The organism is Kitasatospora sp. NPDC127111 (assembly GCF_042677465.1).
Classification (GTDB): Bacteria; Actinomycetota; Actinomycetes; order Streptomycetales; family Streptomycetaceae; genus Kitasatospora.
The window spans coordinates 1-23,679 of record NZ_JBHXTG010000091.1; the positions used below are offsets into that span (position 1 = coordinate 1).

At 68.3% G+C, this 23,679-nt stretch carries 24 protein-coding genes and 1 tRNA gene; 13 read left to right on the top strand and 12 right to left on the bottom strand.

The genetic code is table 11. The features are described from left to right. Positions 1–45 precede the first annotated feature (45 nt). The 3 genes from ACFVHB_RS35410 to ACFVHB_RS35420 all read right to left on the bottom strand — a co-directional run bounded on the left by ACFVHB_RS35410 (position 46) and on the right by ACFVHB_RS35420 (position 3,061). On the bottom strand, positions 46–894 hold the full coding sequence (locus ACFVHB_RS35410) for a chaplin (protein ID WP_380330553.1): 849 nt from the start codon (positions 892–894) through the stop codon (positions 46–48). A 276-nt stretch (positions 895–1,170) separates the two neighbouring features. After that, complete coding sequence (locus tag ACFVHB_RS35415) at positions 1,171–1,416, bottom strand: chaplin (protein WP_380330556.1); 246 nt, start codon at positions 1,414–1,416, stop codon at positions 1,171–1,173. 298 nt (positions 1,417–1,714) lie between these two features. After that, a complete protein-coding gene (locus ACFVHB_RS35420; RefSeq protein ID WP_380330559.1) occupies positions 1,715–3,061 on the bottom strand; it encodes a M20/M25/M40 family metallo-hydrolase in 1,347 nt (448 codons plus the stop codon). A gap of 293 nt (positions 3,062–3,354) precedes the next feature. On the opposite strand from ACFVHB_RS35420, the gene ACFVHB_RS35425 reads away from it, so the two are divergent. Next, positions 3,355–3,442 (top strand) — tRNA-Leu (locus ACFVHB_RS35425). Between the two features lie 87 nt (positions 3,443–3,529). Here ACFVHB_RS35425 and ACFVHB_RS35430 read toward each other — a convergent pair. After that, positions 3,530–4,834, bottom strand: coding sequence for a tyrosine-type recombinase/integrase (locus ACFVHB_RS35430; protein ID WP_380330562.1), 1,305 nt, complete (start codon positions 4,832–4,834; stop codon positions 3,530–3,532). After that, a complete protein-coding gene (locus ACFVHB_RS35435) occupies positions 4,807–5,373 on the bottom strand; it encodes a hypothetical protein (protein WP_380330565.1) in 567 nt (188 codons plus the stop codon). The genes ACFVHB_RS35430 and ACFVHB_RS35435 overlap by 28 nt, the downstream gene beginning before the upstream one ends. Positions 5,374–5,550: 177 nt before the next feature. Between ACFVHB_RS35435 and ACFVHB_RS35440 the strand changes: the two genes are divergently transcribed. From ACFVHB_RS35440 to ACFVHB_RS35455, 4 genes are all read left to right on the top strand, one after another. Continuing rightward, the gene (locus tag ACFVHB_RS35440) at positions 5,551–5,706 is read left to right on the top strand and encodes a helix-turn-helix domain-containing protein (protein ID WP_380330568.1); all 156 of its coding nucleotides are present in this window, start codon (positions 5,551–5,553) and stop codon (positions 5,704–5,706) included. 66 nt (positions 5,707–5,772) lie between these two features. Next, a complete protein-coding gene (locus ACFVHB_RS35445) occupies positions 5,773–6,363 on the top strand; it encodes a hypothetical protein (RefSeq protein ID WP_380330571.1) in 591 nt (196 codons plus the stop codon). 305 nt (positions 6,364–6,668) lie between these two features. Further along, the gene (locus ACFVHB_RS35450; protein ID WP_380330574.1) at positions 6,669–7,058 is read left to right on the top strand and encodes a hypothetical protein; all 390 of its coding nucleotides are present in this window, start codon (positions 6,669–6,671) and stop codon (positions 7,056–7,058) included. A 213-nt stretch (positions 7,059–7,271) separates the two neighbouring features. After that, complete coding sequence (locus ACFVHB_RS35455) at positions 7,272–8,180, top strand: hypothetical protein (protein WP_380330577.1); 909 nt, start codon at positions 7,272–7,274, stop codon at positions 8,178–8,180. A gap of 70 nt (positions 8,181–8,250) precedes the next feature. On the opposite strand, the gene ACFVHB_RS35460 is transcribed toward ACFVHB_RS35455, so the two are convergent. Continuing rightward, positions 8,251–9,030: a hypothetical protein gene (locus tag ACFVHB_RS35460; RefSeq protein ID WP_380330580.1), complete on the bottom strand. Its 780-nt coding sequence runs from the start codon at positions 9,028–9,030 to the stop codon at positions 8,251–8,253. Between the two features lie 477 nt (positions 9,031–9,507). On the opposite strand from ACFVHB_RS35460, the gene ACFVHB_RS35465 reads away from it, so the two are divergent. Both ACFVHB_RS35465 and ACFVHB_RS35470 read left to right on the top strand, forming a co-directional pair. Continuing rightward, the gene (locus tag ACFVHB_RS35465) at positions 9,508–10,239 is read left to right on the top strand and encodes a histone-like nucleoid-structuring protein Lsr2 (protein WP_380330583.1); all 732 of its coding nucleotides are present in this window, start codon (positions 9,508–9,510) and stop codon (positions 10,237–10,239) included. Positions 10,240–10,321: 82 nt separating this feature from the next. Then, a complete protein-coding gene (locus tag ACFVHB_RS35470; RefSeq protein ID WP_380330586.1) occupies positions 10,322–11,680 on the top strand; it encodes a DUF3987 domain-containing protein in 1,359 nt (452 codons plus the stop codon). Between the two features lie 919 nt (positions 11,681–12,599). Here ACFVHB_RS35470 and ACFVHB_RS35475 read toward each other — a convergent pair. The 5 genes from ACFVHB_RS35475 to ACFVHB_RS35495 form a co-directional block, all read right to left on the bottom strand. Continuing rightward, entirely contained in the window at positions 12,600–12,818 is a 219-nt protein-coding gene (locus ACFVHB_RS35475; protein ID WP_380330589.1) for a hypothetical protein, read from the bottom strand. Continuing rightward, a complete protein-coding gene (locus ACFVHB_RS35480; RefSeq protein ID WP_380330592.1) occupies positions 12,809–12,982 on the bottom strand; it encodes a hypothetical protein in 174 nt (57 codons plus the stop codon). The genes ACFVHB_RS35475 and ACFVHB_RS35480 overlap by 10 nt, the downstream gene beginning before the upstream one ends. Positions 12,983–13,145: 163 nt before the next feature. Beyond that, positions 13,146–13,994: a Scr1 family TA system antitoxin-like transcriptional regulator gene (locus ACFVHB_RS35485; protein WP_380330595.1), complete on the bottom strand. Its 849-nt coding sequence runs from the start codon at positions 13,992–13,994 to the stop codon at positions 13,146–13,148. Further along, on the bottom strand, positions 13,984–14,505 hold the full coding sequence (locus ACFVHB_RS35490) for a DUF6879 family protein (RefSeq protein ID WP_380330598.1): 522 nt from the start codon (positions 14,503–14,505) through the stop codon (positions 13,984–13,986). The genes ACFVHB_RS35485 and ACFVHB_RS35490 overlap by 11 nt, the downstream gene beginning before the upstream one ends. Continuing rightward, entirely contained in the window at positions 14,489–14,710 is a 222-nt protein-coding gene (locus ACFVHB_RS35495) for a hypothetical protein (RefSeq protein WP_380330601.1), read from the bottom strand. The genes ACFVHB_RS35490 and ACFVHB_RS35495 overlap by 17 nt, the downstream gene beginning before the upstream one ends. Before the next feature lie 699 nt (positions 14,711–15,409). Here ACFVHB_RS35495 and ACFVHB_RS35500 point away from each other — a divergent pair. Then, positions 15,410–16,732 (top strand): S8 family serine peptidase, encoded by a 1,323-nt coding sequence (locus ACFVHB_RS35500; RefSeq protein WP_380330604.1) that lies wholly within the window; start codon positions 15,410–15,412, stop codon positions 16,730–16,732. Next, positions 16,729–16,962 (top strand): hypothetical protein, encoded by a 234-nt coding sequence (locus ACFVHB_RS35505; protein ID WP_380330607.1) that lies wholly within the window; start codon positions 16,729–16,731, stop codon positions 16,960–16,962. The genes ACFVHB_RS35500 and ACFVHB_RS35505 overlap by 4 nt, the downstream gene beginning before the upstream one ends. Positions 16,963–17,071: 109 nt before the next feature. Here ACFVHB_RS35505 and ACFVHB_RS35510 read toward each other — a convergent pair whose 3' ends face one another. After that, positions 17,072–18,043, bottom strand: coding sequence for a quinone oxidoreductase family protein (locus ACFVHB_RS35510; RefSeq protein WP_380330610.1), 972 nt, complete (start codon positions 18,041–18,043; stop codon positions 17,072–17,074). Positions 18,044–18,231: 188 nt separating this feature from the next. Between ACFVHB_RS35510 and ACFVHB_RS35515 the strand changes: the two genes are divergently transcribed. The 4 genes from ACFVHB_RS35515 to ACFVHB_RS35530 all read left to right on the top strand — a co-directional run bounded on the left by ACFVHB_RS35515 (position 18,232) and on the right by ACFVHB_RS35530 (position 23,576). Beyond that, positions 18,232–19,509: a stearoyl-CoA 9-desaturase gene (locus tag ACFVHB_RS35515; RefSeq protein WP_380330613.1), complete on the top strand. Its 1,278-nt coding sequence runs from the start codon at positions 18,232–18,234 to the stop codon at positions 19,507–19,509. Between the two features lie 117 nt (positions 19,510–19,626). Further along, complete coding sequence (locus ACFVHB_RS35520; RefSeq protein WP_380330616.1) at positions 19,627–20,121, top strand: cobalamin-dependent protein; 495 nt, start codon at positions 19,627–19,629, stop codon at positions 20,119–20,121. A gap of 72 nt (positions 20,122–20,193) precedes the next feature. Further along, positions 20,194–21,630: a methylaspartate mutase gene (locus tag ACFVHB_RS35525; RefSeq protein ID WP_380330619.1), complete on the top strand. Its 1,437-nt coding sequence runs from the start codon at positions 20,194–20,196 to the stop codon at positions 21,628–21,630. Continuing rightward, entirely contained in the window at positions 21,627–23,576 is a 1,950-nt protein-coding gene (locus ACFVHB_RS35530) for an FAD/NAD(P)-binding protein (protein WP_380330621.1), read from the top strand. The genes ACFVHB_RS35525 and ACFVHB_RS35530 overlap by 4 nt, the downstream gene beginning before the upstream one ends. The last annotated feature ends 103 nt before the right edge of the window (positions 23,577–23,679 follow it).

The window sequence follows — 23,679 nt, forward strand, 5'->3', positions numbered from 1 at the left end:
CAGCGGCCGTCCCGTCCGGCGACGGCCGCGGGCGGGCCGGTGGGCTCAGCGCACGCCGGCGCGGGCCCGCCGGTAGAGGACGCCGCCGCCGAGCAGCAGGGCGAGGCCGGCCGCGCCGAGCAGCTCGGCGCCGCCCGCGCCGGTCGAGGCCAGCTGGCTGTCGGCGGCCGCCGGCGCGGTGGCCTGCGGGCTCGCCTGGTGGGCCGCGACCGGCACCGCCTGGCCGCTCTGGCTGCCGCCGGTCGCGGTCGGCGTGGCGGGCGAGGGGGTGGCGGCCGGAGGCGTGGCGGTCGGGCTGCCCGTCCGCGGGTTGCCGGGGGTGGTCTCGCCGCTGCCCGGGGTGTGCGAGGGCGGGGTGGACGGCTGGCTGGGCGGCGGGTTGTGCGGGCCGTGCTCCTCCGGACAGTCGTCGTCCGGCTTGCTGGGCGGGGTGGCCGCCGTGGAGCCCTCGTTGCCGCACCCGTTCCCGAAGGCCGGGTTGCCGACGCCGACCACGTTGGCCGAGTTGCCGCAGGCGTTGACGGGCGCGTGCACCGGCACCTGGACGCTGTTGCCGGCCACGACGCCGGGCGATCCGGCCGTCGAGCCGGAGGCGGACGACCCCGAGGCGGACGACCCCGAGGCGCTGTGACCGCTGCCGCCGGGGTGCCCGGAGGCGTTCGCACAGTGGTTGCCGTACGCGGGGTTCAGCACGCCCACCACGTCGACGGTGTTGCCGCAGGCGTTGATCGGCACCTCGACCGGCACCTGCACCGAGTTCCCCGAGGCCACGCCCGGCGAACCGGCCGCGCCCCCCTGCGCCTCGGCGCCCGCGTAGGCGTAGCCGGCGGTCGAGGCCAGGACGCTGCCGGTGGCCACGGCCGTGAGGAGCCCCTTCTTGGCTACATTCCTCATATTTTCCCCTGACGTATCGAGACGACGTGAAGACCTACAGAAAGTCGGAATTTCCGAATAACTGGCTAGGTCTTCGAATGCACACGGGACAACGAGGCGCCGCCCGGGAGGTTGAGCCGAACGCACCCGCTTCACCCGATCGAGTGAGATGACCTCACGGTGTTACCGGCCGGACAAAACAAGCGCCCCCGGTGCGGCGCGTCCGCCACCCGGGGGCCAAGTGAGTCGTCGACCCGGCGAGCCGCCGGTCAGGCGGTCACGCGGTCAACCACGCGCTCAGAAGTTGGCGCAGTGGTTGCCGAACGCCGGGTTCAGCACGCCGATCACGCTGACGGTGTTGCCGCAGACGTTCACCGGGATGTGCACCGGGATCTGCACCTGGTTGCCCGAAACCACGCCCGGGGAACCGGCGGCCACACCGTCGGCGACGGCACCGCCGTGGGCGGACGCGACACCGGCGGCGGCCAGCAGCAGGCCACCGGTGGCAGCGGTCACGGCGGCGATCTTCTTGACCTTCATCATTCCTCCTGTATGAACAACGCATCCCGTTCGGCGGGCTGCACAGGAATGAACGAGGGTGTGGCAAACGGGGTACGGAGCACCGCTCTCATTCACCCGCAACGGTGATGCCTCGCACAGGTACTCGACGCCGTGAATCAGGGCGAAACGTTTCTCTGGATCACTTTTCCGCCCGTTGCAAATCATTAGCTCGGACAATGCGGACGGCCCGCCCCCGGCATCCCGGGAGCGGGCCGTGCGGGGCGCCGCGCACGGCCCCGGGCCCTCGGCCCACGCGTGCCGCCCGGCCCACCCCGGCCGCTCAGCTCAGGTCGATGAACCGGTCCAGCACCCGCGCACCGAACTTCAGCCCGTCCACCGGCACCCGCTCGTCCACGCCGTGGAACATCCCGGCGAAGTCGAGGTCCGGCGGCAGCTGCAGCGGCGCGAACCCGAAGCACCGGATCCCGAGGTCCTGGAACGACTTGGCGTCCGTCCCGCCGGAGAGGCAGTACGGCACGGCGCGCGCGATCGGGTCCTCGGCGCGCAAGGCGGTCTGCATCGCCTCGACCAGCGCGCCGTCGAAGCTGGTCTCGATCGCCTTGTCCGAGTGCAGGCTCTCCCGCTTCACGCGCGGGCCGAGCACGCTGTCCAGCTCGGCCAGGAACTCCTCCTCGTAGCCCGGTAGGAACCGCCCGTCCACGTGGGCGGTCGCCTGCCCGGGGATCACGTTCACCTTGTAGCCCGCACCGAGCATGGTCGGCTGGGCGGTGTTGCGCAGCGTGGTGCCGATCATCTTGGCGATGCCGCCCAGCACCCGCAGCGTCTCGTCCATGTCCTCCGGGTCGAGCTCGACGCCGAGCGCGTCCGACAGCTCGTCCAGGAAGGCCCGGACGGTCTTGGTGATCCGCAGCGGGAAGGTGTGCCGCCCGAGCCGGGCGACCGCCTCGCAGAGCTCGGTGATGGCGTTGTCGTCGTTCTCCATCGACCCGTGGCCGGCCCGGCCCTCGACCGTGAGCCGCATCCAGTGCATGCCCTTCTCGGCCGTCTCCACCAGGTAGAGCCGCGTCCTGTCGTTGACGGTGAACGAGAAGCCGCCGACCTCGCCGATGGCCTCGGTCACCCCCTCGAACAGGTCCGGGTGCTTGTCCACCAGGTACCGGGCGCCGTACGTGCCGCCCGCCTCCTCGTCCGCGAGGAACGCCAGCACGAGGTCGCGCGGGGGCTTGCGCCCGGTCCGCAGCCGGTCGCGGACGACGGCCAGCGTCATCGCGTCCATGTCCTTCATGTCGACCGCGCCGCGGCCCCAGACGCAGCCGTCCGCGATCTCACCGGCGAACGGGTCGTACGTCCAGTCCGCGGCGTTGGCCGGCACCACGTCGGTGTGCCCGTGGATCAGCAGGCCCGGGCGCGACCTGTCCTCGCCCTCGATCCGGACCACGGTGGACGCCCGCCCCTTGGCCGACTCGATGATCTGCGGTTCGAGGCCGAACTCCGCGAGCTGCTCGGCCACGTACTCGGCCGCCTTCCGCTCCCCCGGCCCGGATCCGTCGCCGTAGTTGCTGGTGTCGATCCGGATCAGATCGCGACAGATCTCGGCGACCTCCGACTCGGCCGTCACCTTCGGCGCCGCCGCCCGCCCCGCCGTCGACTCGCTCCGCTCGCTCACGGTCACTCCTCGTCTCTGCCCCGCACCGGCGCGCCGGTCGCGCCACCCCCGGGCCTGCACCCGGGCCGTACGAGCACGTCCGCCCATCCTCCCCCAGCCCCCCACCGGGATCCACCCCGCGAACCCGGCGGAAACCCGGGGAAACCCCCTGGTCACATCGGCGCCACGGCCCGCCCCCGACCCCCGCCGCCACCTGCGGCTCCCCCGGCCACAGCCGTTTTGGGAGCGCAAGCCGATCACTGCTACAGTTACATCTGTCAGCGCGGCCGACGAGGCCGCGAGGACGACACCCCGTCCGGGTGGCGGAATGGCAGACGCGCTAGCTTGAGGTGCTAGTGCCCTTTATCGGGCGTGGGGGTTCAAGTCCCCCCTCGGACACCAGCTAAGGCCCCAGTTCATCTGGGGCTTTTTGCTTTTCTGGGCAGTGGCGCGACCAACCACGTGACCAACAGCCCAGAGAATCCCTGATCAGACCAGGGCAGACAGGCCAACCCTGCTGGCATTGCTCGCAGCCAGCTTCCTGGCTCCGTCCTTTCGACTGTGCCCGTACCGGGCCATCGTGTACCCCGGCGAGTGATGCCGAACATTTGCCGACACCTCTACAGGGTTCTCCCCCGCCTCCAGGGCGTTGGTGACGTGCGAGTGCCGCAGGTCGTGAATCCGGAAGTCCTCCGGCAGACCCAGGCGGCTCCGCAAGGTCCGCCACCGGGCCGAGACCTTCTCCGGGTCCTGTGGGCCACCTGCCCGCCCGGTCTTGAACAGCTTGAAGCCGTCACGGGCGAACACGAGGTCGTGGTCCTGCCAGACCGAGCCGAGTGCTGCTCTCTCCTCCTGCTGCCGGTCCCTCTGCCGCTTGAGCACGCTCATGACGGCCTGGTCGACGTAGATGCTCGCGGCGTCGTCCCCGTCCTTGGTCAGCGGCCGGTGCCGGAAGGTGTTGCCCTCCTCCACCACCACCCAATGAAGGTCTATAGCTCCGCTGGCCCAGTGCACGTCTACCCAGCGCAGCCCCAGCGCCTCGCTGCGGCGGCAGCCGGTCACCGCGATGAAGGTCCAGAGAGGCGCATCACGAAGGCAGTGGTGGGACGGACCGCACTTGCTGTTCCCGCACGGCTCCCAGACCGCTGCCAGGAACCTGGCCGTCTCCGCGTCGTCGAGGGTCGGGTACTTCTGTTCCTGCCCCTTGATCTCCCGCTGTGTCGGAGGGTTGGCGGTCTTGGCCGGGTTGGACGGGATCAGCTTCTTGATCACCGCCGCTCCGAGAGCGCCGGACAGGATGTTGTGGACGTGGCGAACAGACTTCTTGCCGAGTGGCTTACCGGCATTGGTGGGGCACGGTGCGGTCTCCAGCATCCGGTACAGGTCGTCCAACGTGTCGTCGGTGACCTCGTTGAGCTTCACTGCGCCAATGTGCGGCTTGATGTGCAACCGGATCTTCGTCTCGTATCCGGCCACAGTCGTCCCCTCCTTCCGGTGAGTGCTCAGCCACTTGTCCAGCCAGTCTCCAAGCGTCATGTCCGACGAGACGCGGACCGCTCCGGCGTCATGCTCGTTGTGCCACTGCCGAAGCGCCTTCTCAGCCTCGGTCTTGGTCTTGTACTCCCGTCCGATCCAGTACCGCTCCCGCTTGCCCGTCGCCCGGTTGAGGTGCAGGGGCGTCCGTACGCCCCAGGTGTTCGGTCGGCCCTTGCGCGGGATCTCCACTGGAGTCCCCCCGAGCCCGTTGCCGCGCTTTGCCACTGCTGCTACTGCGCCTCTCGCTCGCTCTGCCACTCAGTGAGCAGTTCCTTTGCTTTGCCGGTGAGCTGCTTGCCGTCCCACAGCCCGAGCGCCTTGGCCCGCTTGACCCGCTCAGACAGGGTCGCCTTGCCGATCCCAAGTCGGTCTGAAAGTGCCTGCTGCGGCGCCGTGGTTCCCGTGGCCCTCATGCGGACCAGTTCAGCCACGAGGAGGGCATAGTCCATCTCGGTCCGGCAGCGAGCCGGCACGGGCCACGACTCACCCGTGTCCTGGTCGGCCTCCTGCGCCAGCGCGGCCCGGGCCTGGGCCTTGATCTCCGCAAAGGGAAGCTGTCGGAGCAGACTGGCGGGAATGCCGTCCGTTTCCAGGGCTTCGGCCATCCCCTGTTCGATCTCTTCATCGCTGCCACCTACGCCAAGGCGGATGGTCAGCTCCGAGGGACCGGTGAAGGGCGCGCCGGACGGGCACCGGGCCGCCACCTGCCACGGCCCATAGGACCGCACCCACACCAGCGAGTCACCCTCGCGCTGCCATCCCGGGGGAAGGCCGGGTTCGTTCGTTCGTGAAGTCATGACACGACCCTAGCCCATGGCGAACAGGCTGCGTCAAGTTCGGAAACGTGTCATGGATCACTAGATTTGAACTTGCTGCCACATGTTCGGCCATGTTGTTCTGAGAACAGGCCGGACAGCAACGGGCGGGAACGCCGCCCCACGCCGCAGTAAGGGATGCACTTGGAGCACAGCCTCATGACGGTTGGTGACGTAGCCAACTACCTTCACAAGCCAAAGAGTTGGGTCTACTCCAACTGGCGAGACGAAGGTATCCCGTTCCGAAAGGTGGGCCAGTCCCTTCGGTGCCGCCCGCGCGACCTCGAAGCCTGGATAGACCAGCAGACCCCCTGATCCGTTCCTTTGTTTGCCAGGCCCCCGGCCAACACCGGGGGCTTTCTCATCCCTCGGAGCAATTTCATGAGCGACAAGCCCGTGCTGCCCTTCACTGACCGTCGCATCCCTCGGGAAGCTGAGTACCGGCGGCTTGAACAGGAGGCCGACCGATACCTGAGCGGGACAGAAGAGGCCCCCGCGGACTCCTATCCAAGCCCGTGGCATGAATGCGAGCACGACATAGCAACGGCTGTTCTGTGCCCTAATGTTGACCCTCTGGCGGAGATCGACGCACTCATGAGGGAAATGCCCGGCGCGAGCGAGCCCGACCACTACCTAGAACTTCTCGACATGACTACCGGGGCCGCAGCGGCCGGCCTTGGGTTCATGGCCGGGTACGGGATCGAACGCCGCAGCACTCCGGCAGAACACTGCCGTTGGCCTGGCTGCCGAGATCCGCTGTACGCCCCGGAGAAGGCGCGGAAGGCAGGCAAGCCAAAGAAGTACTGTCCCGCCCACAAGGGGCCGCGCAAGGCCCAGTTGAAGGCTCTACAGCGCGAAGGAATCCGCATAGGCAGGCATCGGAATTTGACATACAGCTTCCCGGGCCACCAGGGGCAGGACTTGGAGGACTACCGGAAAGTTTGGACGTGGATCAACCTGCCCCAGGTCTGACCTGTCGCCTTTATTTAGAACTAGTAGAGGGCACAGCTACTCACTTATGGGCGCTCTCTGGAGTCACACTCACTGGGCGGTGGGTCACTGACGCGGAAGTGAGCCGGGCAGTTACCAAGTCCAAGCATCATGCTGAATGGGTCTCTGCGGATACCTCCCTGTGAGAACCACAGAGATACATGCCTCCCTTACTCTCCGGGCATGGGGGGTAAGGGGGGCAGTGTCTTCTCTTACGTTTTCCTCTTGTGAGTTCCAGGCCGCCCTGAAGCGGCCTTCTTAAACAGCTTTGATTTGGAGGGATCGCCATGAGCGACATTGAGACGACTGTTGATGAGGCTCCGGGCTCTGTGCCGGCCAGTCCGGAAGTCCCTGCGACCCAGGCCGATCCGACAGATCCAAGTGATGTACTTCGAGCCGAGATTCACCAGGAATATTCGACTCGCCTCGTTCATGCGGAACTGAGGGTGCAGGCTGCTCTTGGCGGTTTCCAGTTCCCTGATGGCTTTCTCGACTTGCTTGATTCTTCGAAGCTTCTGGGCGAGGACGGCGAACCCAACACTGATGTCATCAGTCTGGTAATTCAGCCACTTCTCGCATCGGTCAAGCCTGAATTTCCGCAGATCCAGGGCGCCGGCTACCACCGCGGCTCAATCCCGGCATTTCAGGCGCCCTCGCTCGATGCCCGCTATCGCTGATCTATAGGAGATCCCCAGAATGAGTAAGGCCATGTCCACAGCTAGCACCACTGAGGCGGGTTCTGGAGTGCAGACCATCAAATCTCTCCGGGCCGAGGTTGCCAAGTGGAAGGCTCTTTCCAGGCTTAATGAGAGGCGATGGAAGGAAGCCAGTAAGGCACTGCGCGCCGTCACACACCCCGAACTCAACACCGATAACACCTAGGAGGCCATATGGCCCAGGCGTACCAGAATCCAGCTACCCACTCCTTTGTTCCCTCGATCTGGGACAGCACCCTCTTGACTCAGTACGATCCGCTGCTCGTTTGGGCTTCCAAGCTTGTGGCGAATCGGAAGTACGAAGGCGACATTCGCAGCAAGGGTGACGTCGTCAGCATTAATAGTCTTGCGACCCCGACCGTTGGGGATTACAAGCTCCCCGACGGGATGACTGCTCAGCGGCCCGAGACGGTGGAGCAGAAGCTCACCATTACCGAGGCCAAGTACCTACAGCTTTTGGTCGAAGATATCGAACGCGTGCAGGCCGCGGGCGCGATGGAGTCGCCAATCAACCAGCAGATGATCCGGGCCCTAGCCCGCGAGGCGGACACCTTCATGGGCCGCGTGATCTCTACTGGAGCCACCGCAATGCCGAACATCAAGCCCACTTCTGGAAACATTCCCCAGGCACTCTACGGCGGAGTGCTGGACATGATGCTTGCCCTGGATGGCAATGACATCCCAGACGGTCGATACGTGGTTATCTCGCCGAAGGTAAAGCGCTACCTGGTCGAGCACCCAGCCGTCGCAAATGCCGGGGCTTACGGCGAGGCCGGGGTGACCGCTAATGGCGTTGTGGCTCGTCTGGCAGGCTTCACGATCCTCTCTACCACGGCCATGCCGGCCGGGGTCGATGTCGTGGCCGGACACGCCGACTTCGCCACGTACGCGTCTCAGTTCACCGGATTCCGCTCCGGCCCAAGCGAGCGCTATCGCGCCGACTACGTGGATAATCTCCACCTGTACGGTGGGAAGGTCGTACGATACCCGGGCCTGGATACCACCAAGCCTGACCATACATTTGATGAGACGAAGCCAACCAAGGGCATCGTTAAGGCCGCCGTGGAGTTGCCCACTCCCTGATCTCCTCAATCTTCGGGCCCCTGCCATTGAGGTAGGGGCCCGATCTATTCTTGCCGCAATGACCGCAAGGTTACATCTGCCGCACCGTAAATGCAGTGTCGAATAGATCACCTTCGCCCATTGCCAATATTTCGGCAGGCGAGAATCTTGAATACTTCGACCGATAGGTCGCCTTCCCGTTCGGGATCTTGCCTCCATAGAGGTCTTTCCAGAGCCCGCTATCAACTCTGTACGCTTGATCGAAAACGAGTGTTCCCCCTTTGGGGCAGACGTGCTTCTGGCCGCCTTCAGTTGCCCCAGCGAGCTGCATTCCTGCATTGAGCAGCCCTTGCAAAGTTGGCACTCCTGCAGCTAGCGCCGCCAACGCCCCGAGATCAATACTGAAGGAAGCCCCCTGATTCCTCTTAGTGAGGACGAGCGCAAATCCATCCGTAACCTTAATGCGCTGGCCAACGATCATCCAACGCAGCCCCCATCGCCCAGCCGCTAGCCTCTCCCTTGCCTCCGCCAGCGCCGGGGAACTATTTTCCAACTCCTCGTATTGACCTCTTCGCACATAGAGTACAAACGCTCGCTCGCGGCGTTTTACTAGCTTCAACTGCAGCGAGCCAAAGATTTCCAGGTTGGCTGTATTCTGCTCCATGTTGCCGGTATCAGAGAATAAGCCATCTGCCTTGAGTCCAGTGATGACCGGAGTTGCGACAGTTAGCTGCTCACCGTGGGGCAGCTTGCGAAATCGCCTCTGGTCGTCGAAGTAGCCAACATCTCCTGGCACGACGAGGTCGCCCGGTAGCCACGTGGGCCACTTGGTCAGCGTATCCCTTACCCACGCCACATATTCTTCGCACACGGTTGCCATTAGAAACCACCCATCGGCGAGGGGCCTGACAGCTTCTCCAACTAACGCTTCCTCTCAGGAGCGACGGTGTCAAGCAGATCCAACACCTTGAGTCAACCATCGCACTGCGAATGCACCTGAATCCGCTCCGTGAGCAATGGCTTACCAGAAGACCCGAGTGCGACCCGAAGGATCCCCTGACACCTGCCGGAACTGCAGGCCGCAGAATTTTGAAACCCGTACAAGGCCCGAGAAAGGCACCCCCGGTGGGGGTTCACGAGTAATAACGAAGCATTACCCCCGGTTACATTTATCATCTAGTTATCTAAAAGAAATGCATCCGTGATGGCCAGTGAGGGCGTCTTGGGGGTTTTTGGTGAGACGATGGAGACGTTCGCCGGTCGGGCCGGTGGGCGGGGATGGCAGCCGTAAGAAGCAAGGCTCCGGCTGAACCACTGGAACTCACTCCACTAAGGAACGAACAAACCCATGCGCACGACTGTCTTGGTTCCCGTTGAGAAAGTCTTCTGCGATGCGCACATTGCCCGTGATGGCAGTGAGGAAGAGGCTACGGAGTCTCTGACCATTGCTGGTCACGCATGGGATCTGTGCTTGGAACACGGGGTTGTCTTCGCTCGATACCTGATGGATGCGCTTGGTGCGCCCGCTCAGCCTGAGGCCGCGCCGGTTGCTGCTGAGGAGTCCATCCCAGAGGCCGAGCACGACGACCAGGACGGCGCCGAAGAGGACGTGACCGAGGCAGAGCCGGAGGTCTGCCCGTCCGTGATGATCACCGGGGAGGTGCCTGGGTACGCCTGGGACGACGCGCGGGAAGCCGTCCGCCGCATGGGTTACGAAGTGGTAGGCCGTGCCGACGACAGCACGGTATTGATTATCTGCGGTGAGGGTGCGGAGCGCGCAACTAAGAAGCTGCAAGACGCAGTTGAGTTCGACATCCCTTGCTTCGACGCCAGGAAGCCCGGAGCCTTCCGGGACGCCGTGTGTGCCGGACGCTTCAAGGGCGGTGACCCGCTCCCCGAACCGGTGAGGAAGGGCGCTCAGGCCGTCCGAGCGGAACGGTCGACAGCCAAGACCGAAGCACAGGCCGTACGCGACTGGGCCAAGGCTCAGGGCTACACGGTGAACGCCAAGGGTCCCATCCCTGCCTCGGTCCGCCACGCCTACCGAGTGGCTACCCAGACCAGCAAGACAGCGGCCTGACAGTCGCACGGCCAGTACGTCACCAGGGTGGCTGGGGTCGGTCCGGCCACCCGATCTCAACCATCTTCAGGAGATAGGCAGCATGAGCACCATCACTCTGTATGGGCCCATCGGTCGGGCCGTTGAGAAGGTCAGCCCGTACGTCGAGTGCGACCCCGTCGGCATCTACGTGGCGGCTCTGAGCATGTGGAGTGCTGCCATCGGTCAGACGGTCAAGGTGTCCAGCCGGGGCAACGCCCGTCCGGCACTCGTCTGGAGTGCGTTGGTCGGAGGTACTGGCAAGGGGAAGGGAACGGCGCTCCGGACCGCACAGCACATCATGAAGCCTGCCCTGGGCCGCTTCCTGGAGACGCACACCACCAGTGGCATCACCTCCGGAGCGAGCTTGGTCAACTACCTTGCTGAGCAGGTGGAGGCCACGGAGGAGACCGAGGCCGGGCGCGACGTTCGGGCCCTGATCCTCGAAGAGGAGTGGTCGGAGGTGCTGCGCCGCGTACGGCGGGATGCCTCGTTCACCGGGAAACTCCGAAGCGCCTGGGACGGGGCGTCGATCCGGAACACCACGAAGGCCGAATCTCAGAGTGTGGATGTTCCGGCCGTCGTCTTTCATGCGCACATAACGCCTTCCGACTGGGCCAAGTACGTCGGGGCTACTGAGGCAGCGGGCGGCAGCTTCAACCGCATCATGCCCTTCAGTCTGAGTTCCGTGCCGATGCTGGATGACGACGGAGCCACCCTGCCTGACGCGGACGGGTGGGACCTTGCCCAGGCCTACTACTGGGCTGCCGGTGACAGGCACGTGATCAGCCTCGGAGAGGATGCCCGGCGACTGTGGAAGACCATCCGCCGGTACGCCCGGATCATCTCGGAGAACCTGCCCGAGGCCCAGGCTGTGTACGTCGAACGGACGGCTGAACAGACCATCCGGGTAGCGGCCTGCCTGGCCGCCTCGGAACGCTGCGACGTGATCGACCGTGCTTGTCTGTCGGCCGCGTTCTCTCTGGTGCGCTACAGCGTCCGCTGTGCGGTCGCGATCACCAGCGGTGCGGCCGGGACAGCCAAGCCCGTTCGTCGGGTGCCGACGCTGGCGGAGAAGGTCCGGGCCCGGATCGAGATGAACGGCGGTAAGGCACGGTCCTCCGAACTGCTGCCATACGTCGGCGCCTCCGCCGATGAGGTCAAGGCACTGCCCGGGGTGAGGGTCGCTCTCGACCGCTCCGGCCTGGGACGTCCGGCCACGGTCTATACGCTGGCTGAGGATGAGGCCGGTCACGCTCCGCTCAGCCGGCCGCGAACCCAGCGTGACGAATGCCCGGCCACAATCGTCCGCATGGACACCTACCGCCCGGCCAAGCCCGCTCCCCAGGCGCCCCCGGTTCCCGCCCACGCGCTCCGTCGCGAGTCGGTCACGACCGGGAACCCGTTCCTCGCGCTGCTCTGAACGCTCGAAACAAAGGAACCGCCCCGGCCTGCTTGGCCGGGGCGGTTCCTTCATTTGCGGACCCATCTCAGTGACCGTCACGGGAGATCACCATGCCCCTCAGGGAGAGTTGGATCAGCCAGCCCCGGGCGCTCCATGAGGACACCCTAAACGAGGCTGGGCGAGTCGCCCTGTCCCAACTGCCAGTGCGGTACTCGGCGATGAGCGCTGAGACATCCTCCAGAAGAGCCTGAACGCGGGGTTTCTCCCCGTCAGGAGCGACCCCCTGAGGCGGGTGACCACATCGTCAACAGTCGCCAAGGGCACGTTCGACCTCCTCGGGGTCAGGGCTGACGGGTTCGGATCTCGGGAAGTGTGGGCACCATGCGATTTACCTGGCCTTACGTCAGGTGTGGTGCAGACAGGCACAGTTAGCGCTACGGTGTGCCGCGACGCCCCGGCCGGATGCCGGAGACAGGCGTCAAGTCGAGAGTGCTTAGAGGAGCACCATGAAGAACGGGCCGTAACCGATGGCGATGGGGGGCGTCGGGCGGCCGCAGGTCTCCGAGCCCCAGTCATCAAGTTAAGGACGTGATGCCTTCATGCAGACCTGACGATATGGAGATATAGAGATGGCAACAGCAAAGCCGCGTCGACCTTGGGTAGCCGCAACCCTTCTTCTGGCGTCCCTTAACGTCGGATTCATTGCAGGAATCGTCGTTTTCGCCCTCGGGGCAACCGCTCTTGTGGCGGTGACTGCGGGCGGAGGTGCCGTAGTTGGGGCTGGTGGCTTGCTCCTTGGTGTAGCAAGCTTCGCTGGACTCAGTTCATGAGTCAGGGCCCCGGAGCACGCTCCGGGGCCCGCTCCGTTAGCCCGCCGGCTGCTCGGTGATGGCGATCTTCAGACCACGGGCGAACTTCTCACCGATCGTGGCCCCGCTCACCCGCGCGAGGCCTGCCAATCAAAGAAACCGCCTGGAGCGTCGTCCGGCGGAATGAGGTCAGCACGCTGAACGACCCGCTCGACCCCGCCGCGCAATGGCCGGACGTACAACCCGAACTTCCGGATCTCCATGATCTCCACGGCAGCACCTGTCCGACGCTCGTAGACCTGCTGGCCCTGTTCCGGCTGCCACTGCTCCGCCACGGTCACCCCCACTGGCCGATCTTGCGAATCAACTGGTCCGCCGGGACCTCACGGCGGGGGCCGTCCGGGTCAAATAGCGGATGCACCACCGCCAACCCGTCCGACTCGCTGACCAGCTCCACCAGGCGCCCCGTCGTGAGGTCCTTCCGGATCGGGTTGTTCTCGATCCGCTCCATGAGTTCCGCATGGGAACGGCGACGTTTCGGCGGACGGCTCGCGTCGGTCGACTGTGCGAAACCCCCAGCGGACATGAACGACTCCCGTGGTTCTCGGCTTTGTGGGCGAGAAACCAGATTAGGGAAATCTCAGGCAGTCACTCAACGATATTCCCGCTATCGACTAAAGATCTTGTGATATCCCTCGATAGTGGTCGGCCCACTCCCTTAGCTTGACCCGAGCATCCTCACCCCAAAGTGCATAGCCCTCGAAGGTTCGAAATTCGTCCAGGTACTCCTGAACATCCCGAGGGTCGCGAAACACGAGCGCACCTGTGGATACCTCCACGGTGGCGAGCGACTCGTCATAGACCGTGAATACGTTCAACGGCGCCCATGGCATATGACCAGCCATCGGGATGACACCGAGTCGAACGTTCGGCAAGTGGGATACGGAAGCAAGTCTGTCGATCTGCATTGCCATGGCCTGTGCCGGCACAAGCGGCCAGAGGCAAGCTTGCTCGGTCAGGATAAAGCTGAACCGCTTAGCCGAATCGTAAAGGACGGCCTGCCGTTCCAGCTTCTTCGCGATAGCTTTCGAGTGATCGCCGGGAAATGGATCGAGGCTGGCCCGGATGTACTCTGGCGTCGCAAGCAACCCGGTAATCATGGTTGGCAAGAAGTATCGGAACTTCTTCGAATTCCGTTCCAGGGTCGCCAACTCAACTTGCTTCTTCTCCAGCCCCTTCCGACGTAGAGCCCTGGCATCCTGCCACTCAGTGTTAGCAATGCGGGCAAGCGCCGTCACGTGCGCGATCAGCTCCGAGGGCGCATCAAGCGCCCGCAAGATCAGCTCAACGTCAACGAGTGACGGCGTAACCTTGCCGGTCTCAATCTTAGAAATCTTGGATTGCGACATGCTGACACGCCTAGCGAGCTGGACCCCGGAGAGTCCAGCTCGCTTTCGAAGCTCTTTAAGTATTGCCGCTAGGTCCGAATTCGACTGGCCTAGCTCTTGCGGATCAAGCGCCAATGCCCTTCACATACTCCTCGAAAGGCACCGATTCAACGATTGCGATTCGCTGATATTCGATGAATGGGCTGATGTCACCCTCGAACACGGTACGGTCGATCTGCGTTCCGTCGGGGAGATAGTTCATCAGTACCACCTCCCTCTTGTCGAACATCCAGAAGTCGGTGACGCCGGCCAGTGGGTTGGGGCGATCCGTGACGTCCATGATTCGCACGTCTTCGCCCGCCCACACATGCGGCAGGTAGTACATGAACTCATAGAGCAGATACTCGGAGAGCGGTCGCGTGACGATGTGGACACGCCCCTTGAGCTTTCCTTCTCGATGCACCCTCTTGAGGTCATCCGTGTATGCGTTGGAATGTGCATGCGGGTCAATCCGCTCACCCGCCCGGAACGCTCGCAGTTCCTCTACTTCCTGCGGAACGTTGTAGGCCGGAAGAGTCTCAAGCCGCCACGCCTCCGTCTTGAAGTCGCGGAACCTTGCCTGCCAAGCGTCACCATCCAAGCGCACGGACGGCCTCCCGAAGCACACTCTCGGGAATCTCCACGAGTCCTTCGCCACCGGGCGGTGTGAAGGCGTCGGACACGTCCCCCTGGATCACGAACGTCCCCCGCTCGGTGCGGTAGACGTTGGGGCAGTCGTTCTGATTGCACTCCCCCGAGCCGCTGCCGTTGCTCGTGTTGGTGAGCCGCGTGAGACCCGACCTGCTGTCCATCTCAACCCCCTAGGAGTGCGGCCCCATCGGACCGCTCGACCTCGACGCTAGACAGCTGGTCGGCGGCTGTCTATGACAAGACAGCAATATTCCCGTGTTGGACTAAGGATCATGGTCGGGAGGGCAACCGGCGGTGGCGGCCAGCGCCAGAGGACCCCACCGACGCGGGGCGGCCACGTGACCAACGCATGACCAAGAGCGGTCCCGAACAGCCAGAAACGGGCAGGAAGGACGGGTAGGGACGGCCGTCAACCAGACGGCGTGTCGAGCACGTTTCCGCAGGTCAGAACTAACAAAGGCTGGTGCCCGAGGCGAGAGTTCAAGTCCCCCCTCGGACACCGTGTGCGGGTCAGGAGAAATCCTGGCCCGCATTTTGCTTTTCCGGGCCGTTCGGAGTTCCGGTCGGCCAGGAATTCCCCGCGGAAGCGTGGCCGGCGCCCGGCGGTGAAGACCTCGCGGGCCCGCTCGGCGCACTCCTCACACGGGTGGCAGCGCGGAGGTGCGGTCCTCCCTGCCCGGTGCCACGGTGTGTCGGGGGGCGATGCCCGCGGCCGGTTCCGCCGGCGGCGACGGCACCGGGTGCCGATCCACGAACCGACGCACCCCGCATCCGCGGCGGCCGGTACTCCGTGACGGCACCTGTCCACGAACCGGGGGAAGAAGCCCACAGGAAGCGGGAATTCAATGGTGAACGACCCCATGGACAGGCGCGCCCTCCGCGAGCGCCCCGACGGCCCCAACGGATCCGCCACCGGCGGCGGTGCCGAGTACACCGGCCGGTACGTGGTCCTGTTCGACCCCGGCAACCACGAGAGCGGAATCAACGCGCTGCGTTCCTCCGCCGACATCGCGCCCGTGGAACGGATCCGAGGTAGCGCCGAGCCCGCGAGCGTCGCCGAACTCCTCGAACGCCCCGACGTCTCGGTGTTCTTCGAGGACCTCGCCGCCGCCGTCGTCGAGGTGCGGCCCGAGAAGCGCCACGCGCTGGTGACCACGGCCGAGGCGGAACCCTCGATCATCGCGGCCGAGCCGGAGCGCCTGGTGCACGCCTCGCCGATCACCGCCCCGCACCAGGCCCCGACCGACTTCTTCCCGGCCTACCGCAGCGACGAGCAGGTGGTCGCCCGGCAGTCCCAGGCCGAAGCCGCCGCTGTCCAGGGACCGGCCTGGGACGAGCAGAACGTGACCTGGGGGCTCCAGGCGATCCGGGCCCACCTCTCCGCGATGACCGGACGCGGGGTGAAGATCGCCGTCCTCGACACCGGCGTGGACACCGACCACCCCGACCTGGTCGGGCGCGTCGACGAGACCGTCTCCTTCGTGCCCGGGGAGACCGTCGAGGACCTCCACGGCCACGGCACGCACTGCATCGGCACCGCCGCCGGCCCGGCCAACCCCGGCCAGAAGCCCCGCTACGGGGTGGCGACCGAGGCGCGCATCCTCGCCGCCAAGGTGCTCGACAACACCGGCCACGGCCCGGACGGCCAGATCCTGGCGGGCCTGGCCTGGGCGATCGACCACGGCGCCCGGGTGATCTCGATGTCGCTCGGCGCCCCGGTCCAGCCGGGGGAGCTCTTCCCGCAGACGTACGAGCTCGTGGCCCAGCGCGCGCTCGACCGCGGGGTGGTGATCGTCGCGGCGGCCGGCAACAGCAGCCGGCGCCCCGGAGTCATCAGGCCCGTCGAACGGCCCGCCAACTGTCCCTCCATCCTCGCCGTGGCCTCACTGGACAAGGCGATGCAGATGGCCGCCAGCTCCTGCGGGGGCGTCAACGGCAACGGCGGCGAGGTCGACGTCGCCGCACCCGGCAAGTTCATCATCTCGGCCGCACCGGGCGGCGGTCACGCGGTGATGTCGGGCACCAGCATGGCCACGCCGCACGTGGCGGGTGTCCTCGCCATGCTCATCCAGGCACACCCCAACGACTCCGCGGCCGACCTCAAGGCCAGACTGCTGGCCACCGCGCTGCCGCTGACGCAGCCCGGCAGCGACGTCGGCGCCGGTCTGGTGCAGGCACCGTGAGCGTGCCGCACCGGTCCGAACCGGTCGGGGTGATCCTCGCGGTCGACCCCGGCCGGTACGCGGAGGTGACCGAGTCCCTGCGGCGGGCCGGGCTGACGGTCACGGGCGAACAGCCCGTCCTCGGCACGCTCTCCGGCACCGTCGCGGAGGACCGGATCGCGGCGCTGGAGGCGGTCGACGGCGTCGAGTCCGTCGACCGGGAACGCACCAACCGGATCTCCCGGCCCTAGGGTCGGCGCCGCCGATGCGGCGGCTCCCAGGTGGGGTGACGTCGAGGACGCCCCGGGCCCGGGCCCGGGGCGTCCTCCCCTGTCCGGGAGCGGGGCACGGCCCGGGGTGTCACGGGAGCAGCAGCAACTTGCCGGTGGTGCGCCGGGACTGGAGGTCGGCGTGCGCCCGGGCGGCCTGGTCCAGGGGGTAGCGGGCACCGATGGTGAGCTGGAGCCGCCCCTCGCGCAGCCACTGGAACACGTCGGCGGCCCGGGAGCGCAGCTCCGCGGGATCGGTGGCGTGGTCGACCAGGGTGGGCCTGGTCAGGAAGAGCGAGCCGTGGGCGGCGAGCGCCTGCGGGTCCAGGGCGGGCACCGGCCCGGAGGCGGCGCCGACCAGGACGAAGGTGCCGCGCCGGCGCAGGGCGCGCAGCCCGGCCTCGAAGGTGTCGCGGCCCACGCCGTCGAAGACCACGTCGACCCCGTCGCCCTCGGTCAACCCGCGCACCCGCTCGGCCAGGTCGGACGTGCCGTCACGGACGACGACCGCCGCCGCACCGGCCGCTTCGGCGGCGGGCACCTTGTCCGGCGTCGACACCGTGCCGATCACCCGCACCCCCCGCTCGGCGAGCAGCCGGGTCAGGTGCTGGCCGAGCCCGCCGGCGGCGGAGTGGACCAGGGCCGTCTCGCCCTTGCGCGCCGGGTAGGTCGAGGTGACGAGGTAGTGCGCGGTCAGGCCCTGGAGCAGGACGGCGGCCGCGTCGGCTTCGGAGACGTCGTCGGGCACGGGCACGGTGGCGTCGGCGCGGACGACCACCTGCTCGGCGTAGCTGCCCGGTGCCGCCCACCAGGCGACCCGGTCGCCCACCCCCGGGCCCCGCACGTCCGGGCCCACCGCGATGACCGTGCCCGCGCCCTCGCACCCGGGGACGAACGGTCCGGCGGCTCCGGTCAGGCCCTCCCGCTCGTACACGTCCTTGAAGTTGACGCCGGCCGCCGCCAGCGCGACCACCAGCTCGCCGGGGCCGGGCTCGAGGTCCGGACGGTCCGTCGCGACCAGGACCTCCGGCCCGCCGGGCCGTTCCACCACGACTGCACGCACGTTGCTCCTCCTTGACACGGGTGACTGCTGCAAGCGGGCCGCGGCACGGAACATTCCCGGCGCGCCGGCGGGAATTCCCGGCGCTGCGGCCGGGGCCGGGTGAGGGCGCCGGTCCCTGTCCGCTGGGACGGCGGGACCGGAATGGTGGGTCTGCGAGAAGCCCGCAGCGCAGAAAGGCCCTGCTCACCATGGACATCGGCACCACCGCGTCGCGCGGCCCGACGATGTACGACACCACCACCGCATCGCGCGGCCCGGCGATGCGCGACTCCGGCACCGCGTCGCCCGGGGGTCCGGCGGCGGATCCGGTCCGGGAGTCCATGCGGCGGTTGCCCGGCCCGCTCCAGCTCCCGCTCACCTTCCTGACCGGCCGGCCGCTGGCGGGCCAGCGGCCGGTCCACCTGACGGCCGGGGTCCACCTCGCCACCGCCTGGCTCTCCGTGCTGTTCGGGCTCGCCGTCTCCGGCACCGGGCTCGCCCTCGGCGGCGTGTTCCTCCTGCTGCTGGTGCCGGGTTGGGCGATGACCCTGCACGGCCAGCGCAACCTCCGGATGATGATCTATCACCAGTGCTCGCACCGGAACATGTTCGGGCGCCGCCGGCTCGACACGGTGATCGGCTACTCGGTCTCGGCCCTGCTCGTCATCCAGAACTTCGGGCGGTACAGCCGGGAGCACGTCGCCGACCACCACGCCGTCCACCACATGACCCTGCGCGATCCCACCGTCCAGGCGTTCCTGATCAGCCTCGACCTGCACCCCGGGATGACGCGGTCCCGGATGTGGCGCCGGGTGCTGGTGAAGTGCGCGTCCCCCCGGTTCCACCTCGCGTTCGCGGTCTCCCGGATCCGGTCCTTCTGGCACGGCGCGTCCGGCCCGGAGAAGGCCGCCGCCTGCCTGCTCCAGGGCGGGATCGCGGCCGCCGCGGTGGGGACCGGGCTGTGGCCGGCCGTCCTGGTGGCCTGGGTCGTGCCGCTGGGCCCGCTCTACCAGATCAGCAACACCCTGCGGCTGTGCGTCAAGCACACCTTCCCGGCGCCCGGCACCACCGTGCGTCGCGGCAAGGAGTACTTCGCGAGCCTGACGAACGCGATCTTCATCGGTGAGGCGGCCCCGGCGCCCGGCCTCCCGGTGGTCCGGGGCACGGCCGGCTGGCTCCGCTGGACGCTGCGGATGCTGTTCCTGCACTTCCCGTGCCGCTACCTGGTGCTGACCGGGGACACCGTCGTCCACGACTACCACCACCGGTACCCGGCGAGCCGGCAGTGGCCCGACTACCTCTTCGCCCGGCAGCAGGACCTGGTCGACGGCCACCGCGGCTGGCCCGAGTACCACGCCGAGTGGGGCCTGGTGGCCGCCGTGAACCGGGTGTTCGACTCGCTCTCGGCCGCCGACCCGGAGGAGTTCGACGTCCGCCGGATCAGGTCGGTGAGCAGACGCGAGCTCTTCGCCGCCTTCGACGACTGACCCGGCTGCCACGGCTGCCCCGACCGACCCGGCTGCCACGGCCGATCCGGCCCGATCCGGCCGCCACCTTCCGCCGACGCCCTCCCCCTGACTCCCCTCCGGAGAGGAAACCCGACCATGACCGTGCCCGCCCCCCGATCCGGCCGCGTGGTGATCCTCGGTGTCGCCGCCAGCGACAGCCACGCCGTCGCCAACCAGCTGATCGCCCACGCGCTGCGGACGGCCGGCTTCACCGTCGTCAACCTCGGCACCTGCACCCCGGTGGCCGAGTTCGCGGAGGCCTGCGCCCGCTACCCGCAGCCGCTGGCGGTCGTCATCGGCAGCCTGAACGGGCAGATCCACGCGGACCTGCACGACCTCGCCGAGGCGAAGCGGACCGGCCGGATCCCCTGCCCCGTGATCGTCGGCGGCAACCTCTCGGTGGGCAGCACCAAGGACGCCTCGGCGATCACCGGGCTGCACGACCTCGGGGTGGACCGGGTGCTCGGCTCGGTCGCCGAGCTGGTCCCGGCCCTGGACGGCCTGGCGGCGGAGTCCGCCGGAGTCCCGGTCACCCGTCCCGCCACCGGTCCCGGTGCCGGCCCGGCCGCCGTCCGCACACCCGCCCGATGACACCGACCCCACGCGACCGATCCCACGAGACCGACCCCCACGAGCCACCAGCCCGACCCCGACGAGGACGCCATGAGCACGATCCCCTCAGACACCGAGCTGCCGTCGCTGCGCGAGTCGGCCGCGTACATCGCCCGGTCCGGCAAGCCCACCGCGGCCGAGGTGCTCCAGGCGGCCAGGGGCGCCGGCCGAGTGGCCCTCCAACCGCGCTGCGGCGTCGGCGGCCACCGCGAGATGGCGGCCCTGCTGACCACCCTGGAGCAGCACGGCCGGCCCGACGTCCTCACCCTGACGATCGACTCGCACACCCGGCTGCGCCGCTTCGAGCACGCCGAGCGCGTGCTGCGCGCCGACCACCGGATGCTGAACGGCTACCCGCTGGTCGCCCACGGCTGGCAGCGCGGCCGGGAGTTGAACGAGCTGGTGGCCGTGCCGCTGGAGATCAGGCACGGCTCGCCGGACCCGCGGGAGCTCTTCCGGGTCTCGGTGGCCGCCGGCGTCACCTCCTTCGAGGGCGGCGGGATCTCCTACAACCTGCCGTACTCCAAGGACGTCCCGCTCGCCGATTCGCTCGCCGCCTGGACCGAGGTCGACGCGGTGTGCGGCGAGTTGGCGGGCCTGGGCGCGGTCGTCGACCGGGAGCTGTTCGGCACGCTGACCGCCGTCCTGGTGCCGCCGTCGATCAGCCTGGCGGTGAGCGTGCTGGAGGCGGTCGCGGCGGCGGCCCAGGGGGTGCGCTGCCTCTCGATCTCGTACCCGCAGGGCGGCCACCTCGCCCAGGACGTCGCCGCACTGCGGGCCGTCCCCGAGCTGGCCGCGCGGTACCTGCCGGCGGGGGTGCAGGTCCACGCGGTGCTGCACGAGTTCATGGGGGTCTTCCCCCGGCGGCGGCGGCACGCCGAGGAGCTGATCCTCTACGGCGCGTTGACCGCGCGGCTGGGCGGGGCCTCCAAGCTCGTCACCAAGACCTACCAGGAGGCCTTCGGCATCCCCGACGCGGCGGCCAACGCGGCCGGGCTCCGGCTGGCCGCGCTCGCCAACTCGCCGCTGCTGGACTTCGTCTCGGTGGACCGGGCGGCGGTCGACGCCGAGCAGGACTGGATCCTGCGCGAGGTCGCCGAGATCGTCGAGCCGGTGCTCTCCGCCGGGCGGCTGTCCCGCGCCATCGTCACCGCGTTCGCGGACGGGCGGCTGGACATCCCGTTCAGCGCCAGCCGGCACGCCCGGTCCGAGATCATCCCGCGCCGCGACCCGGGCGGCGCGATCCGCTACCACTCGCCCGGACGGCTGCCGCTGTCCCGGGCCAGCGCCGGGCGCAACCGGCGGCTGCTCGACGGACGCACGGCCGGGTCGGCTTGCGCGGGACCCTCGTGGGCCGCGGCGCGCGCGGGAGCCCCACGGGCCTCCGACGAGGACCTCTTCACCGCGCTGCGGCGCGACATCGACTACTTCCCCCGCCTGTTCGGCGAGCCGGCCGCGGACCGGCCGGGAAAGGAGCCTCCGCTGTGACCACCAGTCAGCCTGCCGTCCGCATCGGCATCGTGGGCGCGGGCCCGCGGGGCGTCGTCGCCCTGGAACGGCTCTGCGCCAACGCCGCGACGGCCGCCGCCGGCGTCCCCGTCGAGGTGCACCTGATCGACCCCTATCCGGCGGGCGGCGGCCGCGTCTGGCAGCGCGACCAGGACCGGTCGCTGCTCATGAACACCGTCGCCTCGGACGTCACCGTCTTCACCGACGCCTCCGTGCCGTGCGAGGGCCCGATCGTCACCGGCCCGACGCAGTACCAGTTCGCCCGGCTGGTCACGGAGGGCCGGATCGACGGAGTCGCCGACCTCAGCGCGGCCGAGCGCGCGGAGGCCGCCGCGATGCTGCCCTGGTCGTACGGCAGCCGGGCGTTCAACGGCGCCTACCTGCGCTGGGCCCTGGGCCACATCGTGCGCACCGCCCCGCCGCAGGTCACCGTCCACGTCCACGCCACCCGGGCGATCGCGCTGGACGACGCGGACGGCGGCACCCAGCTGCTCCGGCTGGAGGACGAGGAGCGGCCGCTGGTCTGCGACGCCGTCGTGCTCGCCCAGGGCCACTTCGACGTGGTGCCCACCGAGGGCCAGCTGCGGCTCAAGCGATTCGCCGAGCGGCACGGGCTGGTGTACCAGGAACCGCTCAGCCCGGCCGAGGCCGACCTCTCGGCCTTCCCGGCCGGCGAACCGGTCGTGCTGCGCGGCCTCGGACTCAGCTTCTACGACTACGCCACCCTCCTCACCCAGGGCCGCGGCGGCCGGTTCGAGCGGGACGCCGAGGGGCGGCTGCACTACCTGGCGTCCGGCAAGGAGCCGTTGCTGTACGCGGGTTCGGGCCGCGGGGTGCCGTACCTGGCCAGGGCCGAGGTGCACCTGGAGGTCGTGCCCCGCTACCAGCCGCGCTTCCTCACCGCCGAGGTGATCGCGGAGCTGCGCCGGAGCGCGGGGCGCGGCGAGCTCGACTTCAAGCGCGACCTGTGGCCGTACGTGGCGAAGGAGGTCGGATTCGTCTACTACCGCAGCCGGTTGAACCGGACCGACCCCGAGGAGCGCGAGCGCTTCCTCGCCGAGTACGACCGACTGGCCTGGGACAGCGCGGAGTTGCGGGAGCTGATCGCCCGGTGGTTCCCGGACCCGGCCGAGCGCTGGGACTGGGCACTGGTCGACCGGCCCTGGGCGGACCGGCGGTTCGCCGACCGGGCCGGGTACCAGGAGTGGGTGGCCGAGCGGCTGCGCTGGGACCTCGCGGAGTCCGCGGCCGGGCCGGCCGGCAGCCCGTTCAAGGCGACCGCGGCCGTCATGCGCGACCTGCGGGACGAGATCCGCCAGGTCGTCTCCCACCAGGGGCTGCGCGGCGGCTCGTACCGCGACCACGTGGACCGCTGGTTCAGCGGGCTGAACAACTACCTCGCCAGCGGGCCGCCGATCGCCCGGATCGAGGAGCTGGAGGCGCTGGTCCGGGCCGACGCGGTCCGGCTGGTCGGCCCCGGGCTGACGGTCGAGCCGGACGAGGCGTCCGGGCGGTTCCTGGTCTCCTCGCCGTCCGTCGACGAGCCGCCGCTGGCCGTCGGCGCCGTCCTGGAGGCCCACCTGGCGCTCACCGACGTCCGCCGGGCCGCCGACCCGCTGCTGCGCCACCTGCTCGACACCGGGGCGGCCCGCCCCCACGTGATCCCCGACGCCGGGGGCCCGGACTACCGGACCGGCGGCCTGGACGTCGCCGAAGCCACCTTCCGGCTGCTGGACGCCGCCGGCACCGCGCACCGCGGCCGCTACGCCTACGGGCCGCCGGTGGAGTCCGTCCAGTGGGTGACCGCGATCGGCGCCCGGCCGCACGTCGGCTCGCGCACCCTCCTGCAGGGCGACGCCATCGCCCGCGGCTGCCTGCGCACCGGTGTGGCCAACCTCCGGCGGCGCAGCCGCACGCCGGCCTGACGGCGGGGCCGACCGCCCCCGGCCGGCCCCGCCCCGGACCCGACCGCCCCGCCCCAACGACCCCGTCCCGGACCGGCCCCGGCCCCGGACCGACCCGAACCCC

Bases quoted from the DNA above. Each gene is read 5' to 3' on its own strand.
- ACFVHB_RS35520 (WP_380330616.1), top strand. From the start codon at position 19,627: ATGACCGTGCCCGCCCCCCGATCCGGCCGCGTGGTGATCCTCGGTGTC.
- ACFVHB_RS35480 (WP_380330592.1), bottom strand. From the start codon at position 12,982: ATGGAGCGGATCGAGAACAACCCGATCCGGAAGGACCTCACGACGGGG.
- ACFVHB_RS35465 (WP_380330583.1), top strand. From the start codon at position 9,508: ATGCGCACGACTGTCTTGGTTCCCGTTGAGAAAGTCTTCTGCGATGCG.
- ACFVHB_RS35500 (WP_380330604.1), top strand. From the start codon at position 15,410: ATGGACAGGCGCGCCCTCCGCGAGCGCCCCGACGGCCCCAACGGATCC.
- ACFVHB_RS35445 (WP_380330571.1), top strand. From the start codon at position 5,773: ATGAGCGACAAGCCCGTGCTGCCCTTCACTGACCGTCGCATCCCTCGG.
- ACFVHB_RS35435 (WP_380330565.1), bottom strand. From the start codon at position 5,373: ATGACTTCACGAACGAACGAACCCGGCCTTCCCCCGGGATGGCAGCGC.
- ACFVHB_RS35450 (WP_380330574.1), top strand. From the start codon at position 6,669: ATGAGCGACATTGAGACGACTGTTGATGAGGCTCCGGGCTCTGTGCCG.
- ACFVHB_RS35495 (WP_380330601.1), bottom strand. From the start codon at position 14,710: ATGGACAGCAGGTCGGGTCTCACGCGGCTCACCAACACGAGCAACGGC.
- ACFVHB_RS35455 (WP_380330577.1), top strand. From the start codon at position 7,272: ATGGCCCAGGCGTACCAGAATCCAGCTACCCACTCCTTTGTTCCCTCG.
- ACFVHB_RS35415 (WP_380330556.1), bottom strand. From the start codon at position 1,416: ATGATGAAGGTCAAGAAGATCGCCGCCGTGACCGCTGCCACCGGTGGC.
- ACFVHB_RS35470 (WP_380330586.1), top strand. From the start codon at position 10,322: ATGAGCACCATCACTCTGTATGGGCCCATCGGTCGGGCCGTTGAGAAG.
- ACFVHB_RS35515 (WP_380330613.1), top strand. From the start codon at position 18,232: ATGGACATCGGCACCACCGCGTCGCGCGGCCCGACGATGTACGACACC.
- ACFVHB_RS35525 (WP_380330619.1), top strand. From the start codon at position 20,194: ATGAGCACGATCCCCTCAGACACCGAGCTGCCGTCGCTGCGCGAGTCG.
- ACFVHB_RS35410 (WP_380330553.1), bottom strand. From the start codon at position 894: ATGAGGAATGTAGCCAAGAAGGGGCTCCTCACGGCCGTGGCCACCGGC.
- ACFVHB_RS35440 (WP_380330568.1), top strand. From the start codon at position 5,551: ATGACGGTTGGTGACGTAGCCAACTACCTTCACAAGCCAAAGAGTTGG.